At 59.6% G+C, this 17,619-nt stretch carries 14 protein-coding genes; 10 read left to right on the forward strand and 4 right to left on the reverse strand.

The genetic code is table 11. The annotated features are described in order from the left end of the window. Positions 1 to 1,092: an ABC transporter ATP-binding protein gene (locus tag GA830_RS15650; protein ID WP_195162717.1), complete on the forward strand. Its 1,092-nt coding sequence runs from the start codon at positions 1 to 3 to the stop codon at positions 1,090 to 1,092. 100 nt (positions 1,093 to 1,192) lie between these two features. Here the strand turns inward: GA830_RS15650 and GA830_RS15655 are convergent, their stop codons facing one another. Beyond that, a complete protein-coding gene (locus GA830_RS15655; protein ID WP_258045472.1) occupies positions 1,193 to 2,209 on the reverse strand; it encodes a pyridoxamine 5'-phosphate oxidase family protein in 1,017 nt (338 codons plus the stop codon). Next, a complete protein-coding gene (locus tag GA830_RS15660) occupies positions 2,143 to 2,760 on the reverse strand; it encodes a glutathione S-transferase (protein WP_195162718.1) in 618 nt (205 codons plus the stop codon). The genes GA830_RS15655 and GA830_RS15660 overlap by 67 nt, the downstream gene beginning before the upstream one ends. A gap of 102 nt (positions 2,761 to 2,862) precedes the next feature. On the opposite strand from GA830_RS15660, the gene GA830_RS15665 reads away from it, so the two are divergent. From GA830_RS15665 to GA830_RS15685, 5 genes are all read left to right on the forward strand, one after another. Beyond that, complete coding sequence (locus GA830_RS15665; RefSeq protein ID WP_195162719.1) at positions 2,863 to 3,771, forward strand: LysR family transcriptional regulator; 909 nt, start codon at positions 2,863 to 2,865, stop codon at positions 3,769 to 3,771. A 39-nt stretch (positions 3,772 to 3,810) separates the two neighbouring features. Beyond that, entirely contained in the window at positions 3,811 to 4,554 is a 744-nt protein-coding gene (locus tag GA830_RS15670; protein WP_195162720.1) for a competence/damage-inducible protein A, read from the forward strand. A 108-nt stretch (positions 4,555 to 4,662) separates the two neighbouring features. After that, positions 4,663 to 5,160 carry a xanthine phosphoribosyltransferase gene (gene gpt / locus GA830_RS15675; protein WP_195162721.1) on the forward strand — a complete coding sequence of 166 codons (498 nt, stop codon included), beginning with the start codon at positions 4,663 to 4,665 and terminating at the stop codon, positions 5,158 to 5,160. Between the two features lie 203 nt (positions 5,161 to 5,363). Continuing rightward, positions 5,364 to 5,852: an NUDIX hydrolase gene (locus GA830_RS15680; protein ID WP_195164993.1), complete on the forward strand. Its 489-nt coding sequence runs from the start codon at positions 5,364 to 5,366 to the stop codon at positions 5,850 to 5,852. A gap of 96 nt (positions 5,853 to 5,948) precedes the next feature. Further along, the gene (locus GA830_RS15685; protein WP_195162722.1) at positions 5,949 to 7,457 is read left to right on the forward strand and encodes an inorganic phosphate transporter; all 1,509 of its coding nucleotides are present in this window, start codon (positions 5,949 to 5,951) and stop codon (positions 7,455 to 7,457) included. 76 nt (positions 7,458 to 7,533) lie between these two features. Here GA830_RS15685 and GA830_RS15690 read toward each other — a convergent pair whose 3' ends face one another. Then, positions 7,534 to 8,265, reverse strand: a complete 732-nt coding sequence (locus GA830_RS15690; RefSeq protein ID WP_195162723.1) for a GGDEF domain-containing protein — start codon at positions 8,263 to 8,265, stop codon at positions 7,534 to 7,536. Between the two features lie 748 nt (positions 8,266 to 9,013). Between GA830_RS15690 and GA830_RS15695 the strand changes: the two genes are divergently transcribed. The 4 genes from GA830_RS15695 (at position 9,014) to maiA (ending at position 16,257) form a co-directional block, all read left to right on the forward strand. Continuing rightward, positions 9,014 to 12,763, forward strand: coding sequence for a vitamin B12-dependent ribonucleotide reductase (locus GA830_RS15695; protein WP_195162724.1), 3,750 nt, complete (start codon positions 9,014 to 9,016; stop codon positions 12,761 to 12,763). 563 nt (positions 12,764 to 13,326) lie between these two features. Further along, the gene (locus tag GA830_RS15700; RefSeq protein ID WP_195164994.1) at positions 13,327 to 13,746 is read left to right on the forward strand and encodes an endonuclease domain-containing protein; all 420 of its coding nucleotides are present in this window, start codon (positions 13,327 to 13,329) and stop codon (positions 13,744 to 13,746) included. Positions 13,747 to 14,951: 1,205 nt separating this feature from the next. Continuing rightward, the gene (gene soxR, locus GA830_RS15705) at positions 14,952 to 15,464 is read left to right on the forward strand and encodes a redox-sensitive transcriptional activator SoxR (protein ID WP_374939279.1); all 513 of its coding nucleotides are present in this window, start codon (positions 14,952 to 14,954) and stop codon (positions 15,462 to 15,464) included. A 130-nt stretch (positions 15,465 to 15,594) separates the two neighbouring features. After that, positions 15,595 to 16,257, forward strand: a complete 663-nt coding sequence (maiA, locus tag GA830_RS15710) for a maleylacetoacetate isomerase (protein WP_195162725.1) — start codon at positions 15,595 to 15,597, stop codon at positions 16,255 to 16,257. A 38-nt stretch (positions 16,258 to 16,295) separates the two neighbouring features. Here maiA and GA830_RS15715 read toward each other — a convergent pair whose 3' ends face one another. Next, on the reverse strand, positions 16,296 to 17,582 hold the full coding sequence (locus tag GA830_RS15715) for a DUF445 domain-containing protein (protein ID WP_195162726.1): 1,287 nt from the start codon (positions 17,580 to 17,582) through the stop codon (positions 16,296 to 16,298). Positions 17,583 to 17,619: the final 37 nt, after the last annotated feature.

Raw genomic sequence — 17,619 nt, forward strand, 5'->3', positions numbered from 1 at the left:
ATGAGCCGCATCACCCTCTCCGGAATCACCCGCGCCTTCGGCAAGGTAAAAGTCCTGCACGGCATCGATCTCGACATCGAGGATGGCGAGCTGATCGTCTTCGTCGGCCCCTCCGGCTGTGGCAAGTCCACGCTGCTGCGTCTGATCGCCGGCCTCGACCGGCCAACCGACGGTACTATCCAGATCGACGGCAAGGACGTTACAAAGGTCGCAGCCGCAGATCGTGGCCTTGCCATGGTGTTTCAGTCCTATGCGCTCTACCCGCACATGACGGTGCGCCAGAACCTTGCCTTTGGCCTCGAAAACGCCCGCATGGCCCGCGCCGAGATCGACAAGCGCATCGGCGAGGCCGCCCGTATGCTGGAGATCTCGGATTATCTCGGCCGTCGCCCCGGCCAGCTGTCAGGTGGCCAGCGCCAGCGTGTGGCCATCGGTCGTGCCATCGTCCGCAACCCGACCGCCTTCCTGCTCGACGAACCGCTGTCCAATCTCGATGCCGAACTGCGCATCTCCACCCGCGCTGAGCTTGCCGCCCTGCATGAGCGCCTCGGCACCACCATGGTTTACGTCACGCACGATCAGATCGAGGCGATGACACTGGCCGACCGTATCGTCGTGTTGCGGGCTGGCCGGATCGAGCAGGTCGGCACACCGCTCGATCTCTATAACCGGCCCCAGAATCTGTTCGTGGCCGGCTTCATCGGCGCCCCGCGCATGAACCTGGTTCAGGCAAAGGTCACCGAAGGAAAAGCAGGAGGTCTGGCGGTCGCGCTCGGTGGTTCGGACCCTGTTACCGTAAACGGTCTCAACGCAAGCACCGGCGACACCCTCACAGTGGGGCTCAGGCCCCATCACATCGGGCTCGCCACCGAGGGCGATGAAGGCGTGTCGAGCGAAGTCACGCTGGTCGAGGCGCTCGGCTCTGAAACCGTGGTTCACACCAAAACGCCGAGCGGACAGGAATTGCTGGCTGTTCTTTCCGGCCAGCACAAGATACGCGCCGGCGAGATGCTGCGGCTGCGCGTCGCGCCGGACCAGATGCATTTCTTCGACGCTGACGGGCACCGCATCAAGACACAGCCTGCGAACTGAGCCGCAAAAAACGCCAGCATTTCTACCCGCATCGCAGCACTTTGCGGTGGCCGCAATAACGCAGCCGCCGTGCATGTGGCTCACATGGGTAAGCCCGACCCTACCTTGCCAAAGTGGACCCTGAAACGGTATCAGCATCCCACAAACCGGTGGCAAGCGTAAAAGGCGAGGCCTCGACAAGTCTCCAGCGCAGCCCCAAAGCGCCACGCCGTCTCCAGCCGCGCCGAACCTGAAAGCGCCAGCTCCGTTCAGCACCGCGCAGGGCCGGGTTGGCCGTCCAGTCGATCTCGACCGTGCCCTGCAGCTGCAGCATATCGCCACGCTCGAAATCGATGAACAACAGCCCCGCGCGCGGATCACCGAGCAGATTGCCCAGCGTGTTGTAATAGCGGTTGCCGGAAAAATCCGGCACGGTCAGCACGTCGCCTTCGACACCCACAAAACCCGGTCGGCCACCACGATGCGAGACGTCAAGCCCGCCCGGCGCTTCGGCGACATCGCGCGAGCGCGAGGCGACGAAAAACGTATCGGAGGCGGCAATCAGCGCCCGCGCATCAGCGTCGAGCACCGCCAGTTCCTCAACCTTGCCCGGCTGAGCAAGACCACGCCGAACGCTGCGCACCTGAATGTATTTTGGGCAATTGCCAAAGCTCTGGTTGATCGCAAGCGCAAACCCGCTGGCGCTGGTCCGCTCGACAAAACCGTTGACGCGGTTCCGGCGTCGGGTTGCAAGGTCGATGCCCAACAGCCCGATGGGCCTTCCGACAGCAAAGCCCGCTAGCAAAGGATCGGCTGGTCCGGGCAGCGCCCCGACATCCAACGTTGCTGCGTCGGGCGAGCGGATGAAGCCTGGCTCGCCCGTCAGCACGGTCGCATGCGGCCAACCCTCATCATCCGCAGCCGCCGCAAAAACATAGGGCAGCATCGCAAAGAATTCGCGGTGCTGGTCGGGCATGAAACCGCGGATAGCGCCCCCACCCGATCCGCCGCCAGCCAGCGCCTGCGCCTCGAGTTCATCCGCGTGATAGGGTAACACGCGATCCATGGAGATCACGCAGCGCGCGGCGCAGCCGGCAGCACTTTGAAGTGCGGCAACGCTTCCACCCGCTTCAGCCATGCGCGTACCGCGGGATACGGCTCAAGGGAGATGCCACCTTCTGGCGCGTGCGCCACGTAACTGTAGCAGGCAAGGTCAGCGATGGTGGCGTCGCCCGTCGCCAGCCAGATGCGGTCTGCCAGATGGCTTTCCATCATCGTTAGCACACGCGCTGCCAGGGCGTGACAGGTGTCGATATCGCCCCCTGCCCCAAACACTTTCATCACACGAGCGAGGCCGGGACCGAACCGTATCTCGCCAGCCGAAATTGAAAGCCAGCGCTGCACATTGGCTGCTGCAACCGCGTCATCCGGCAGCCAGTGGCTGCCCGGCGCATAGCGCTTGACCAGATAGACCATGATGGCGTTGCTGTCGGGCAAAACGATATTGCCATCTTCCAGAACCGGGATCTGTCCCATCGGATTGAGTTTGCGAAATGTCTCGGAGCTGCGCACATCGGCACCGGCTTCTGAAAAAGAAAATGGCAACTCAAGCATACGCAGCATCAGTTGGACGCGATGCGTATGACCTGACAATTCTACGCCGTGAAGCACTATGCCGGACTGGCTCATGAAAACATCCTCTCGTTTTGGGTGCCCGCAGTCTATCCTTGTCCCAATCGCTGCCAATCTGATATTTAGAGAAATCAGAATTCCATAATCTGGAAGAATTGAATGGACCGTCTCGACGAACTGACCATCTTTCTGGCAATCATCGACAGCGGCAGTTTGGTGGCCGCTGCGCGAAGGCTAAGGCGTTCACCGCCACAGGTCACCCGTGCATTAAACGAACTGGAGGCACGCGCCGGTGCGCGTCTCGTGGCGCGCACCACAAGACGCCTGTCAGCGACAGAAGCGGGCATGGCTTTGGCCGAAAAGGCACGTCAGGTCCTGATTGATTATGAAGGTGCGCTTGCCGGAGATTCGAGTACGCCCCTTAGTGGCCTGGTGCGCGTCACAGCACCGGTGCAATTTGGCCGCCGTTATATCGCACCTTTGATCTCCACCTTTCTCGATGCCTATCCGTCAATTCAAGTCGACTTGGTGCTGCATGATCGCAATCTCGATCTGATGGAGGAGCGGATCGATGTTGCGGTGCGCATTGGGCCCTTGCCGGACTCGTCTTTGCGCGTCCGCACGGTTGGTATGTTGAGCCATATTGTTGTTGCCAGCCCGGACTATCTTGCTGCCCGTGGCATACCGCAGCGTCCAGCCGACCTCGCCCATCATGAGATCATCTTCAATTCGCTCCAGGGTGGCCCGCGCGAATGGCGGTTTGCCGGAAAAAAATCGGTGCGGCTCACGCCCCGACTTCTCGTCAACGATGTAGAATCGCAGCTCATTGCCGCCCGCGCCGGACGTGGCATTGCTGGCGTGCTTTCCTATCAGGCTGCCGACGACATCGCTGCCGGCACGTTGGCCACCGTACTCGACGACTTTACCCCACCCCCCTACCCCGTTCAGCTTGTCTCTTCAGGCGATCCACTTATGCCGCGTAAGGTGCGCGCTTTCATCGACCATGCAGCCGAAGCACTGCGCCGGCTTCCCATCATTCATCCAGACGATCAGCCATTGCCGGGGTGAGCCCGGCGCGTTAGATCAGCGCCTTACCGGAGAGTTGATATGACCGCAGAAATCGTCACCGCAGCAATGCTCATCATCGGCGACGAGATTCTGTCTGGCCGCACCAAGGACCGCAACATCGGCCACCTTGCCGACATCATGGCGGCCATCGGCATCGACCTCAAGGAAGTGCGAATTGTTTCGGACGATGAAAATGACATCGCCTCCGCGGTCAATGCACTGCGTGCGCGCTACACCTATGTGTTCACCACCGGTGGCATTGGACCCACGCATGATGACATCACCGCCGATTCTATCTCGAAAGCCTTTGGCGTGGCCTGCGAATATGATCCGAAGGCTTACCGGATGCTGGAGCAGAACTATATGAACCGCGATCTCGAGTTTACCGAGGCCCGCAAGCGCATGGCGCGGATGCCGGTGGGCGCCGACCATATCGACAACCCTGTCTCCTTGGCGCCCGGCTTTCGCATCGGCAATGTGCATGTGATGGCCGGCGTACCGGCTATTTTTCAGGCTATGCTCGACAATGTCGTGCCGACACTGAAGACGGGAACAAAACTGCTTTCCGCCACGGTCGAATGTCCTTTTGGCGAGGGCGTGATCGGCGGCCCGCTCGGAGAGATCCAGAAAGCGCATCCCGACACCATCATTGGTTCTTACCCGAAATATCTCGACGGAAATTTCTGGACTGAACTGGTCGCCCGCGCCCGCACGCAAGATGCCCTCGATGCAGCGGTTGCAGAAATCACCGCGATGGTGGCTTCGCTGAAGGCAACCGCCTGACGCCCGAGCGAAACCGCCCTTGCCAAAACAGTGCCTTTGCCGCTAATTGCGCACGCATTCCGTCACGATTGCCCGCGCGCCTGAGAGCGCGCATTGGAGTGCGCCTATATGTCATTGCCAGAAAAAGCTTTTCCGGTCTCCTGGGACCAGTTTCACCGCGACGCTCGGGCGCTTGCCTGGCGGCTGGCCAGCGTCAACGGCAACTGGAAAGCGATCGTGTGCATCACCCGCGGCGGATTGGTTCCGGCGGCCATCATCTCGCGTGAGCTAGGCATCAGGCTGATCGAGACCGTCTGTGTGGCTTCCTATCACGAGTATGTGGAGCAGGGTCAGCTGGAAGTGCTCAAAGAGGTCTCGCCCGCGCTGCTTGAAAATGAGGGTAGCGAAGTGCTGATCATTGATGACCTGACCGACACGGGCAAGACGGCGGCGATTGTCCGGGCAATGATGCCCAAGGCGCATTTTGCGGCTGTGTATGCAAAACCCAAGGGCCGTCCACTGGTCGACACTTTTGTGACCGAGGTATCCCAGGATACCTGGATTTATTTCCCATGGGACATGGGCTTCACCTATCAAAAACCCATCGCCGAACACAGCAAGGGGTGATACCGTTTGAGCTACAAGTGCTGGTTGACAGCTCGCCAGTTGAACCCGGTTTTCGGCGTTCCATTTTTTCACCATCAAACCGTATTTTAATCAATTTCGTTTGCAAATAGCATAATCAATGCGTTGTTTTTACTTGAAAACCTCCTAGATTAAGAAGCCCGTTTTGTAAGACGGCAAACGAATCAAAGAGAACGATAAAAGCCATTATGGTCAGCCACACAACGCGCAACCGCATTGCTGAAAGGGTCCGCATCCTGTTCGGCGGCAAGCCCTGTCGGCTGCAGGTGGCGGCACTTCCGTGGAAGCGTGTCAGTGGCCAGACTAAGATCATGATGATCACCAGCCGCGACACCGGTCGTTGGGTGCTGCCAAAAGGCTGGCCGGAAGGGCGCGAGCAGCTTTATGACACCGCCGCCCGCGAGGCAGGTGAGGAAGCAGGCTTGGTGGGCAACATCGCCCAAACCCATTTCGGCAGCTATTTCTACGGCAAGGTTCTGGCCACCGGGATGGAACAGCGCTGCGAAGTGCTTGTTTTTCCGATGAAAATTTCCAAGACTGTTACCAATTGGCCGGAAAAGGAAGAGCGAACCCGAAAGTGGTTTTCGCCTGACGATGCTGCCCGCTCAGTAGCTGAAGTGGATCTTGGCGAGTTGATTACCCGCTTCGCCGCATCCCACCAGTTTACGGCTTGAGGCCCCGTTGGGCTACTGCTGCCCGGCGTGGCCGGCAGATGACATGAAACTGCGTTGTCCCTGCACTAATCTGCGCCAAAGGCAGCAGACAGGAATATGAGCGAAAACAGCAGCCACAAGATTCCCAAACGCGTTCTGGACAAGGACCTCGACCGCTTTGCTAGCGTCGAGGAGGCCGCCGGCTTTTTGTCGCGACGCCTCGTGGCACCCGGACTTGCGCTGCTTTTTCTGGCATCGGCCGCGATCTTTGCCTCGCTCTATGTGTTCGATGAGCCGCGGGCCGCTGTCATCGTGGCTGCTGCGGTGATCGCCGGCTACATGGCGCTCAACATCGGTGCCAACGATGTCGCCAACAATGTCGGACCAGCCGTCGGTGCGCGCGCCATCACCATGGGCGGCGCATTGGTGATGGCAGCGGTCGCTGAGACCGCGGGCGCCCTGCTCGCCGGCGGCCAAGTCGTTGAAACTGTTGCAAGTGGCATCATCTTTCCAGACGCCATCACGGATCCCGGCACCTTCATCAGGGTGATGCTTGCAGCTTTGATTGCCTCAGCATTATGGATTCACCTGTCCTCCTATATCCGCGCGCCCGTCTCGACCACGCATGCGATTGTCGGCGGCGTGATGGGTGCCGGTATTGCGGCTGCGGGTCTTTCTGCGGTCAACTGGGCGTCGATGGGTGCGATCACCGCAAGCTGGATGCTTTCGCCTTTCCTGGGCGGTTTTATTGCTGCCCTTCTGCTCGTCTTCATCGAAACAAGCATCACTGAGCGAACGGATAAAATAACGTCCGCCATACGCGTGGTGCCGCTCTTGATCGCCGCGATGCTTGGCGCTTTTTCCACCTATTTGGCCAACACGCTGAGCGGCCATGACCTGCTCCATCTTGACCGTGTCCAGCTCTTGATTGTCGGATTGGTCGTTTTCGTTGCTGCCTGGATAATCTTCCACGGCATCGTCAAAGGCCAGGCGGTTGGACTTGAAAACCGCAACCAGTCGTTAAAACTTCTGTTCACGATTCCTCTTTTGATTTCAGCAGCTTTGCTCTCTTTTGCCCACGGCGCAAACGATGTCGCAAACGCTGTTGGACCACTCGCCGGCATTTTCCATGCAGCCGACACAGGAGCCGTCGCCGAGCGCGTCTCGGTGCCGTTCTGGGTCATCCTGATTGGGGCGCTTGGCATCTCTGTCGGGCTCATGCTTTTTGGTCCACGGCTGATCCGGATGGTCGGCGCCGAAATCACAAAGCTTAACCCTTTGCGAGCCTTTTGCATTGCAGCGGCAACCTCCTTCACTGTCATGGGCGCATCGGCGTTTGGCATGCCGGTCAGCACCACGCACATTGCCGTAGGCGCTGTTTTCGGAGTGGGTTTTTACCGCGAATGGTCGGCGTCGCGCCCTGCAGCGCGGCGGGCTGCGGAGCGAATGGCGCCTGCCTTGGATCCCGATCCGCAGGCCGGTGGCAAAAAAGGATCGCAGCAGGAAATCATTCGCCGCAGACTGGTAAGGCGCGCCCACGTGACCACCATCGTTACCGCCTGGCTGACCACCGTTCCGGCCTCAGCTGGCCTTGCAGCGCTGATTTTCTACGCGATGCGAGGCTGAAATAGCGCGACGGGAGCCAAGTTTAGCGCGAAAAAGTGCAAAACTGGGCAAAAGCCTGTCCCGGTCCGGCGCACCTTTAAGCCACGCGGTTGCGGCGCAGCTCTGATACAACCGCATTGCGACCACCATCCTTGGCGGCATACATATTGCGATCAGCTTCCTGCATGGTCGCGAGTGCTGCGGTGCCTGGTTTGTGGACGGCAAGCCCGATCGACACCGACAAAGAGAGCCCGACCACCCCAAGCCTGATTCCTGACAGTTCAACGTCACGACGCAGCCTGTCTGCGACCATGGTTGCCCGTGTCAGATTGGCACCGCGCATGAACATCGCGAACTCCTCGCCGCCGAGCCGGGCGGTCAGGTCGCCATCGCGCGCTGCTTCCTTTATTTGCGTTGCCAGCAAGACAATAACTCGGTCGCCGATGGCGTGGCCGAAGCGGTCATTCAGCGCTTTGAAATAATCAGCATCGATATAGGCAAAGACGCCGGCACTGGCGGTCGGTGAGGTGCCAGTCACCAGCGTGTCCAGCCGCTCCAGAAACGTCTGCCGGTTGAGCAGGTCCGTCATCCGGTCGACTGACGCCAGATGCGCCAGCTCGGCGGCCATCTGCTGTAGCTTTTCGTACTGCTTCATCACATAGGTGGCGACCGGCAGGCAGACGATGGTGGTGATCGTGCCCGAAATCATCATTTCAGAACGCAGCCGCCCCCAGCCGAGCTGGGCGTAATAGAGGGTCACCAGGGTCTCAACCGCGAGGATAACCACGGCAAAGATCAGCGCCACCCTGGCTCTGGTGCTGAAACGCATGTTTGACACCGGCATCGTGAACAGACCCCTCATACCCTTCCTCTACGTAAACGATCCCTCTTAAAGTTTCGTGAGTCAGGGTTGCAGAAAGCGATTCGCTGTTTATTGCGCGCATTCCGGGAGATAAATCCCCACCTCTTCGGATACGTTGTATCCGACGCGCAAAAAGTCGAAATCCAGCATTTCTCCGGGCCGTTCTCCCCGTTATCCACATATGTGACACACAAGATGTTGGGGTCACAAAAGCTAAACAAACGAATCCTTGACGGCTGATGCCGAGTCGCCTTTTATGGATCATGCGCTCCTGTTGAGGGCGTGGCTGGGGGAGTTTCCCGGGCCGGTCTTTTTCCCGATTATGCGTGCGACCTAGCGCTTCCCGTCCGGCTGAATGCTGGTGTGGACGACGGTTTTTCTGCGTTCAAAATAGCGTCAGACGCAACGTTTCAGGGACTGGATAAATAAGCTGTTAACGCTATATTTAGTGTTTACAGCTAGGATGAAATACCAGATAGAGTGACATTTCTCCACGAGAGAAAATCACCATCACGGGTAGAGTGAGTGGCCGCAAAGCGCGGGAAGGCCATGGAGTGCACCGGTTTCAACACCGCTGCTCCGGCATTTCCCAATCGATTGCGCGAGTAGGCCGGCCGTCGCGGGGACGGGCCGGAAGCGGGACATTGTGCAGCCTTGCGAAGAGACTCGGAGTCTCACGGCAAAGGCGCTATATATAGGGACTGAGGACGGACACATGCAGATCGCACGGCGCTTCACAAAAGACGGCCAATCCGCTTATGCGGAGATCGAGTTCCGCAAGGCACTTTCGGAAATCAAGAACCCGGATGGTTCAATCGTGTTCCGTCTGGCCGACATTGAAGTGCCGGCACAATTCAGCCAAGTGGCCACCGATGTTCTGGCGCAAAAGTATTTCCGCAAGGCTGGCGTACCGGCGCGGCTGAGGAAGGTTGAGGAAACCAGCGTTCCTTCCTTCCTGTGGCGCTCGGTGGCGGATGAAGCCGAACTTGAGAAGCTGCCGGAAGGCGAGCGCTTTGGTTCCGAGATCGATGCGCGCCAGGTATTTGACCGCCTGGCTGGCACATGGACCTATTGGGGCTGGAAGGGCGGCTACTTCAAAAGCGAAGAGGATGCGCGCGCTTTCCGCGATGAGCTTTGCTACATGCTGGCCACGCAGCGCGTTGCGCCGAACTCCCCGCAATGGTTCAACACCGGCCTGCACTGGGCTTACGGCATTGATGGTCCCGGCCAGGGGCATTTTTATGTTGACCCTTTCACCGGCAAATTGACCAAATCAAAGTCATCCTACGAGCACCCGCAGCCCCATGCCTGCTTTATTCAGGGCGTGGCGGATGATCTGGTCAATGAAGGCGGCATCATGGACCTTTGGGTGCGTGAAGCGCGGCTGTTCAAATATGGTTCGGGCACCGGTTCCAACTTTTCGCTGCTGCGCGGCGAAGGCGAAAAGCTTTCGGGCGGCGGCAGATCTTCCGGTCTGATGAGTTTCTTGAAAATCGGTGACCGTGCGGCCGGCGCTATCAAATCCGGTGGCACAACGCGCCGCGCTGCCAAAATGGTGGTGGTGGACGCCGACCATCCTGATATCGAAGCTTATATCGACTGGAAGGTGAAGGAAGAGCAGAAGGTTGCGGCACTCGTGACCGGCTCCAAGATTGTGCGCCAGCACATGACAGCCGTGTTGAAAGCCTGCGTGAATTGCGACGGCCCCGATGATGATTGTTTTGACCCGGCGAAAAACCCCGCACTCAAGCGCGAGATCAAGGCTGCCAAGAAGAATGCGGTGCCTGAAAACTACATCTACCGCATCATCCAGTTCGCCAAGCAGGGCTACACGGACATTGAGTTCAAGACCTATGACACGGATTGGGATTCAGAAGCCTATCTGACCGTGTCTGGCCAGAACTCCAACAATTCCGTTTCGCTGAAGGACGACTTCTTGCGCGCTGTCGAAAATGATGGCGACTGGCACCTGACCGCCCGCAAGGACGGCAAGGTAATGAAGACGTTGAAGGCGCGCGATCTGTGGGAAAAGATTGGCTATGCCGCTTGGGCGTCGGCTGATCCGGGCCTGCACTACAATACCACGATGAATGACTGGCACACCTCGCCAGCGGCAGGCCCTATCCGCGCCTCCAACCCGTGCTCGGAATATATGTTCCTCGACGACACGGCCTGCAATCTGGCCTCCATCAATTTGCTGACCTATCGCCACAAGGATGGCGGACTGTTCGACATCGAGCGCTATGAGCACACGGTGCGCCTGTGGACCATCGTGCTCGAAATCTCGGTCATGATGGCGCAGTTCCCCTCGAAGGAAATTGCCAAACAGTCTTATGAATACCGCACGCTCGGCCTTGGCTATGCCAATATTGGCGGGCTTTTGATGACCTCCGGCATTCCCTATGATTCCACCGAGGGCCGCGGCATCTGTGCAGCGCTCACCTCCATCATGACCGGCGTTGCCTATGCGACATCGGCTGAAATGGCGGGCGAACTTGGTGCGTTTTCTGATTATGAGCGCAACGCCGCCAACATGCTGCGCGTGATGCGCAACCACCGCCGCGCCGCTTACGGCGAAAGCGAAGGCTATGAGAGCCTGGCGGTAAACCCTGTGCCACTGGTTGCCAGCGATGTGCCTGAACAGGCCTTGGTGGACCACGCCCGCAAGGCATGGGACCGCGCCATTGAGCTTGGCGAAAAGCATGGCTACCGCAATGCGCAGGCAACCGTCATTGCGCCCACCGGCACCATTGGTCTGGTGATGGATTGCGACACGACCGGCATCGAGCCAGACTTTGCGCTGGTAAAGTTCAAGAAGCTGGCCGGCGGCGGCTATTTCAAGATCATCAACCGCGCTGTGCCAGAAGCGCTTCGCACCCTTGGCTATTCCGAAAGCCAGTTGGCCGAGATCGAGGCATATGCAGTCGGCCACGGCAATTTGAACCAGGCGCCGGCCATCAACCCCGGTTCGCTGAAGGCAAAGGGCTTTACCGACGAGAAGATCGAGCTGGTCAACGGCGCGCTGAAAAGCGCCTTCGACATCAAATTCGTGTTCAACCAGTGGACGCTGGGTGCTGACTGGGTGAAGGAAACCTTTGGCTTCACCGACGCGCAGCTTGCTGACCCGAGCTTCGAGATTTTGCCGGCCCTTGGCTTTGCCAAGAAAGACATTGAAGCGGCCAATGTGCATGTGTGCGGAGCGATGACGCTGGAAGGCGCGCCCTTCCTAAAGGACGAGCATCTGCCCGTCTTCGATTGCGCCAATGCCTGCGGCAAGATCGGCAAGCGTTATCTTTCCGTGGAAAGCCATATCCGCATGATGGCGGCGGCCCAGCCCTTCATTTCGGGTGCTATTTCCAAGACGATCAACATGCCAAATGAGGCAACCGTCGAGGATTGCAAGCAGGCCTATATGCTGTCGTGGAAGCTGGCATTGAAAGCCAATGCGCTTTACCGCGATGGTTCAAAGCTGTCGCAGCCGCTCAACTCCTCACTGCTTGTCGATGAGGATGATGAGGATGCGATGGAAGAACTGATCGCCATGCCGGCCGCCCAGCGCGCCGTGCAGATCACCGAAAAGATTGTCGAGCGCATCATCGAGCGCGTCTCGCGTGAGCAGGAAAAACTGCCCGGCCGCCGCAAGGGCTATACGCAAAAGGCCAAAATCGGTGGCAACACCATCTTCCTGCGCACCGGCGAATATGATGATGGCCGCCTTGGCGAGATCTTCATCGACATGAACAAGGAAGGCGCCACGCTGCGCGGCCTGCTCAACAATTTCGCCATCGCCATTTCGCTCGGACTGCAATATGGCGTGCCGCTGGAAGAATATGTGCACGCCTTCACCTTCACCAAGTTCGAGCCAGCCGGCATGGTGCAGGGCAATGACGCGATCAAGAGCGCGACCTCCATTCTCGATTACATCTTCCGCGAATTGGCGATCTCCTATCTCGACCGCAATGATCTGGCCCATGTCGACCAGTCGGACTTTTCCAACACCGCCCTTGGCCGTGGCATTTCGGAGGGCAAGACCGACGCTGTCTCCAAAGGCCTGACACGCGGCTCGACGCTAAAAGTCGTCTCCGGCAAGACCGCCGGCAGCGACCCGAAATCCTCTGCCCGCACCCAGCCCGCCTTCTCCGGCTCCAATGTGCTGGCGATGGCCCCCAAGGCATCCGACCAGCCCGTTGCCTACAAGCGTGAATATGAGGAACGGGCCAAGGAACTGGCAGAAGAAATCGCCTTAGAGGAAGCAGCAAACGCTGCCTCGGCCAACGCCCTCTTCACCGACACAGCCGCCCTCGAAGCCGCAGAAGCCAAAAAACTCGCCAACGACCGGCGCGTAAAATCGCTTATGCAAGGCTACACCGGCAATTCCTGCGCCGAGTGCCAGAACTTTACGATGGTGCGGAACGGGACGTGTGAAAAGTGCGACACGTGTGGATCAACGAGCGGGTGTAGCTGAGGAATTGGGGCGAGGTAACTCGCCCCCATCTCCATGGGGATGGGGCGAGGAAACAGCGTTCGCGATTGGCCATTTCCTCCCCCCACGAAAGTGGGGAGAGGTGGATTGGGCAAAGCCCAGGACGGAGAGGGGTTTTGCACTCGCTCCACAAACCGAAGCGTTTCCAAGCTGCCCCCGCCGCAGCGATGCCGAAATAGCACCCCCTCTCCGCCTCGCTGCGCTCGGCACCTCTCCCCCATCTCCATGGGGGCGAGGAAACAGCGTTTGCGATTGGCCATTTCCTCGCCCCACGAAAGTGGGGAGAGGTGGATTGGGCAAAGTCCAAGACGGAGAGGGGTTTTGCACTCGCCCCACAAACCGAAGCGTTTCCAAGCTGCCCCCGCCGCAGCGATGCCGAAATAGCACCCCCTCTCCGCCTCGCTGCGCTCGGCACCTCTCCCCCATTTCATGGGGGGCGAGGAAACAGCGTTCGCGATTGGCCATTTCCTCGCCCCACGGAAGTGGGGAGAGGTGGATTGGGCAAAGCCCAGGACGGAGAGGGGTTTTGCGTTTACAACAATCGCATGACAAGACGGGTTCCAAGCCGCCGTTCACCCACAAAAATCGCTCGCGCCCGCGTGCTGCGCCATGGCGAGAACATGGCCGAAGCGCTGGTGTGGAATGAGCTGAAAGCCAAAAGGCTCAGCGGCTACAAATTCGTCCGCCAAATGCCCATCGGTCCCTATTTCGCCGACTTCGCCTGCCGCAGCGCGAAGCTGGTGGTGGAACTGGATGGCAGCCAGCACGCAGAAAGCTCCTATGACCGCAACCGCGACGAATTCATGCGCGGCAAAGGCTTTTCTGTCCTTCGCTTCTGGAATGTCGACGCACTGAAGCACCGGGCAAGCCTGTGCGAGACAATTCTGGCGGCGCTTGAAGGCAGACTCCATGAGGACGTTGTGGCGGATGATCTGCGGTTTGTGTTTGCATCGCCACGTGGGTGACCCCCTCTCCGCCTCGCTGCGCTCGGCACCTCTCCCCCATTTCATGGGGGCGAGGAAATACCGATCGCGATTAGCCATTTCCTCGCCCCGCTTGCGGGGAGAGGTGGCTTGGGCGGAGCCCAAGACGGAGAGGGGTTTGCCAAGATCGGCACTTTCGCAACGCCGCCGAGCGCCCACCCCCTCTCCGCCTCGCTGCGCTCGGCACCTCTCCCCCATTTCATGGGGGCGAGGAAATACCGATCGCGATTAGCCATTTCCTCGCCCCGCTTGCGGGGAGAGGTGGCTTGGGCGGAGCCCAAGACGGAGAGGGGTTTGCCAAGATCGGCACTTTCGCAACGCCGCCGAGCGCCAACCCCCTCTCCGCCTCGCTGCGCTCGGCACCTCTCCCCCATTTCACGGGGGCGAGGAAATACCGCTCGCGATTAGCCATTTCCTCGCCCCGCCCGCGGGGAGAGGTGGCTTGGGCGAAGCCCAAGACGGAGAGGGGTTGCCAAGAGCCCATATCGAAGGCGCAGAATCGAAAACCGCTGCCAGACCAAAAACCCAATATCCCAAATCTATCCACCCCCTCTCCGCCGCCAGCATAATCCTCGCAGCCTTTCTCGGGGAACGCCGGTCATGACGGTGGCTTGCGGGGAAAGGTCGATGCTCGGGAAAAGCAGCTAACGTGGCTGTGGAAGCCGGGAGTCCGACCAGAGCCTCTTGTTCCTGCTTTTTGAAAGAAAGCGTGGACTAGGCGCCGTATGCCGTTTGCGCCGGCAAGGAAACCTCCGGCATGTCGCCGGGATAAGAGTCCTCAGACTTGGAGGCGGAAGGATCAAAAAACATCGGCGGGGCGCTTTGGAAGGCGCCATTTTACCCCCTACTGCCTGCGGTGCTGACTGTCGCGCCCCGCTTCCCACGCTGCGGTTTGTTCCAAAAACCTGCCGCGCCTCGACCCATCATGACCAGACGCTTTCGAGCGGGCGTGGTGAGGCTGGCGCGTGCGTGCCGATGCGCTGGGCGCAGGAGCGGTGCCCATCCCTGTTCTTCCGGTCCAAACGCGCCGCGCTGCATGCAACTGAACGCGGCAACATCTCTCCTCTTGCAAAATGCAACGGCCTCGCAGCCCGCGTGAAAAGTGCGGGCTACGAAGCCTGGGCGGCCCCTGCGCCAGTTCCCTGCTTGGGAGCGTTAAACTGGAACCGGTGCAGGAGCCGGTTGCGATGATGCGTGTAACTGTTCAACCGCACTTGAAGTCAAGCGGTGGCTGTGATCTTTTCGCGGCCATGATCACCATGTTCACCATCGGCGATGTGGCGCGGCGCAGCGGCATCGCAACGTCGGCCCTGCGCTTCTATGAAGAGCGCGGCCTGTTGATCTCCGAGCGCGCCCGTTCCGGCCACCGGCGTTACCCGCGGGCAGCATTGCGCCGCGTTGCCTTCATCGTATTTGCCCAGAAAGTCGGGCTGTCGCTGGAGGAAATTGCCGCAGAACTGGCAAAACTGCCGCCAGACAGGGCGCCAAGCGGACGCGACTGGGAAAAACTTTCTGCCACCTGGACAGCACGCATAGACCAGAAGATCGCCGAACTGCAACGCCTGCGCGCCGGCTTGGGCGAATGCATCGGCTGCGGCTGCCTGTCGCTGGACCGCTGCAAACTCACCAACCCGCAGGACCGCGCCAGCAGCAGAGGCAGCGGCCCGCGCTACTGGATCGGCGACAGGCCGGCAGATTGATTTTTTTCGAATTGAGCGAGAGACAGATGAGCCAGAAAGTCGTGATTGCCCCGCCCAAATTGCCATCGGTGGCCGTGGCAGGAAGTGCCGTCTGCATCGGCCACGTTGCAGTCGACAGCGGAGATTGCTCATGACCGCGCATCAGGACAAAATCGTTCTGCACAATTATTTCCGCTCATCGACCTCCTATCGGGTGCGGATTGCGCTGGCGATGAAGCGACTGGATTACACCTATGTCGCCCACCATCTGCGCCATGGCAGCCACCGCGAGCAAAATTATCTGGCGGTCAATCCACAGGGGCTGGTGCCGGCGCTGGTGTGGACCGATGGCACGATGATCGCGCAATCGTTGGCGATCATCGAATTTCTGGACGACGTGGCGCCGCAACCACCGCTGCTGCCAACCGATGCGCTGGGCCGCGCGCGGGTGAGAATGCTGGCGCAGATGATCGCCTGCGACATCCACCCGGTGAACAATCTGCGTGTCCTGACAGCGCTGCGCACACTTTACGGCGCCGGCGACGACGACATCACCAACTGGTTCCGCCATTGGGTGAATGAAACCTTCGAACCGCTTGAGAAGATTCTGGCATCCAGTTCAGAGACCGGAACCTTCTGCCATGGCGAACAGCCGGGCCTGGCTGATATCTGTGTCGTCGCCCAGGTCGCCAACAACCAGCGTTTTGGCGTCGACATGACCCCCTACCCGACAATAGCCCGCATCAACGCGGCCTGCTTGGAAGTGGAGGCGTTTCAAACCTCAGCCCCGGCGAACCAGCCGGATGCGGAGTGAGGACGCCAATGGATTGAATAGCGCCTCCGCCAACCGCGCTACCTGAAAAACGCCATCTCCACACTGTGCAACACGAGCCCTGCAAGCCCGCCGATGATCATGCCATTGAAGCGGATATATTGGAGGTCGCGGCCAACATTGAGCTCGATGAGGTCGGTCAGCTGGCCGAGGTCCCAGCCCTTGACCTGGTCGGCGATGAAGGATGAGACGCCGCTCTTCTGGCTTTCGACGAAAGTGGCGAGCGCGATGGCAAAGCCGGCGTTCATTTCGCGTCTCAGTGCGGCGTCTTGCGCGAGCTGCGCGCCGGCACTCTGGAACATGCCGGTCAGATGTGCACGCAAGACAGAGTTTTCAGCCCGCGCATCACGCTCGAGAAAATCGGCAAGGCCAGCCCAGATGCTCTCGCCCAGAACCCGCATGTGCGGACCGGCAAGCAGGTCGCGCTTCAGCCTTTCGGCACGCCGCTGATAGTCGCGTGAGGTCCTGAGCTTGGTGATGAAATTGTCGACAAAGCGGTCGAATTCGGCGCGCATGGGATGGTCGTTGTCGGCGCGAATGTCGTCCATCAGCGTTCCCGCCGAGGCAACGATACGCTTCAACAGATAGGCGTCGGCGCGAAACAGGTTGAACAGCGACGGCAGCTCGTCCCGAATTTTCAGACGAATAGTGTTGAGCGTCTCCTCATCCTGGAGGATGCGCCCAATGATCTTGGTCATCTCGTCGAGCAGCTTCTGATGGCCGCGGTTGGCTGTGACCGTGGACAAGAGATCGGCAGCGAGCGGCGCAATCTCGACGCGAGAAAGTTGTTCGCTGATCTGTTTTTCGACCAGGCCGCGCAAGCCAGGCTGCGCCACAGCTGCCAGCATCTGCGGCACCAGCCTCACCACAAAACCGGCCAGCACATCGGCTCGGCGACGCTCCGAAAGCCAGTCTGCGACGAGCCGCGCGAAATCGACCTCGCGCAGCTTTCCGGCAACCGTCTCTCTCGCCAGAAAATTAGTTTCGATGAAACTGCCGAGATTTTCGGCGATGCGTGCCTGATTGGCTGGAATGATGGCGGTATGCGGGATCGGCAGGCCGAGCGGTCGCCGAAACAGCGCTACGACCGCATACCAGTCGGCAATGCCCCCAATAGCTGCTGCCTCTGCAAAGGCGGCGACAAAGCCGGCAAACGCATTGTGTGGCTCAAGTGACTTGCCGATAGCGAGAACGACGAGGCACAGCACCAGCGTCAGCCCGGCGACCATTTTGATCCGGCCAAGCGCCTTGCGCTTCTCAGCGTCGCTTACCGTGTGCGCGAGCGCATGGGGTGAAACATCTGCCATGTTCAATCCATTCCTGCAGGCAAACCCCGCCTCCGGC

This window comes from Mesorhizobium sp. NBSH29 (assembly GCF_015500055.1).
In the GTDB taxonomy this organism is placed as follows: domain Bacteria; phylum Pseudomonadota; class Alphaproteobacteria; order Rhizobiales; family Rhizobiaceae; genus Neomesorhizobium.

Excerpts from the sequence above, each read along its gene's own strand:
- GA830_RS15650 (WP_195162717.1), top strand. The coding sequence starts at position 1 with ATGAGCCGCATCACCCTCTCCGGAATCACCCGCGCCTTCGGCAAGGTA.
- GA830_RS15655 (WP_258045472.1), bottom strand. The coding sequence starts at position 2,209 with ATGGCTGAAGCGGGTGGAAGCGTTGCCGCACTTCAAAGTGCTGCCGGC.
- GA830_RS15660 (WP_195162718.1), bottom strand. The coding sequence starts at position 2,760 with ATGAGCCAGTCCGGCATAGTGCTTCACGGCGTAGAATTGTCAGGTCAT.
- GA830_RS15665 (WP_195162719.1), top strand. The coding sequence starts at position 2,863 with ATGGACCGTCTCGACGAACTGACCATCTTTCTGGCAATCATCGACAGC.
- GA830_RS15670 (WP_195162720.1), top strand. The coding sequence starts at position 3,811 with ATGACCGCAGAAATCGTCACCGCAGCAATGCTCATCATCGGCGACGAG.
- gpt (WP_195162721.1), top strand. The coding sequence starts at position 4,663 with ATGTCATTGCCAGAAAAAGCTTTTCCGGTCTCCTGGGACCAGTTTCAC.
- GA830_RS15685 (WP_195162722.1), top strand. The coding sequence starts at position 5,949 with ATGAGCGAAAACAGCAGCCACAAGATTCCCAAACGCGTTCTGGACAAG.
- GA830_RS15690 (WP_195162723.1), bottom strand. The coding sequence starts at position 8,265 with ATGCGTTTCAGCACCAGAGCCAGGGTGGCGCTGATCTTTGCCGTGGTT.
- GA830_RS15695 (WP_195162724.1), top strand. The coding sequence starts at position 9,014 with ATGCAGATCGCACGGCGCTTCACAAAAGACGGCCAATCCGCTTATGCG.
- GA830_RS15700 (WP_195164994.1), top strand. The coding sequence starts at position 13,327 with ATGACAAGACGGGTTCCAAGCCGCCGTTCACCCACAAAAATCGCTCGC.
- soxR (WP_374939279.1), top strand. The coding sequence starts at position 14,952 with ATGATGCGTGTAACTGTTCAACCGCACTTGAAGTCAAGCGGTGGCTGT.
- maiA (WP_195162725.1), top strand. The coding sequence starts at position 15,595 with ATGACCGCGCATCAGGACAAAATCGTTCTGCACAATTATTTCCGCTCA.
- GA830_RS15715 (WP_195162726.1), bottom strand. The coding sequence starts at position 17,582 with ATGGCAGATGTTTCACCCCATGCGCTCGCGCACACGGTAAGCGACGCT.